This is a genomic window from Maribellus luteus, assembly GCF_003576475.1.
Taxonomy (GTDB): Bacteria; Bacteroidota; Bacteroidia; order Bacteroidales; family Prolixibacteraceae; genus Draconibacterium; species Draconibacterium luteum.
In genome coordinates this window covers 1-517 of the sequence record NZ_QWGR01000289.1, presented here as the reverse complement: position 1 = coordinate 517, position 517 = coordinate 1, and the positions used below count along the sequence as shown (strand labels likewise).

The 517-nt window shown below is 59.4% G+C and carries 1 protein-coding gene; it reads right to left on the bottom strand.

Annotated elements, in window-relative coordinates; genetic code table 11:
- Nucleotides 1–487: efflux RND transporter permease subunit (locus tag D1614_RS28930; protein ID WP_175579328.1), on the bottom strand; the 487-nt coding region annotated here is incomplete at its 3' end.
- Nucleotides 488–517: the final 30 nt, after the last annotated feature.

Genomic DNA, 517 nt, shown 5'->3' with positions numbered 1-517 from the left:
GCTGCACCACGCGGGCCAGATAGTCCGAAATCTGCGGCCCGCTCAGCTCGTCGCTGGCGAAACCGAGATACATCACGGCCGTGGTCTGGCCGGTCGATTTGGTGATGACAGGGTCGTTCGATTCTCGCGGAATCAGGTATCTGACCGAACTGACTTTCGAACTGACTTCGGTCAGCGCGGAGTTCGGATCGACATTGAGCTTGATGTAGACCGAGATCGTGCTGGTGCCCTGCACCGACGACGACGTGATGTAATCGACGCCTTCCGCCGACGCCACCGCCTGCTCGATCGGCTGGGTGATGAAGCCTTGCATCAGGTCGGGCGACGCGCCGGGATACGACGTCGTGACGGTGACCACGGTGTTCGACAGCTTGGGATACTGACGAATTCCAAGATGCGTCGCCGCCTGAAAACCGATCAGCAGGATCAGCAGGCTGACGACAAGCGACAGGACGGGCCGCTTGATGAAGATATCGGTGAAGGCCATGAGTGGCGCTCCGTTCAAAAATCAGTAGCG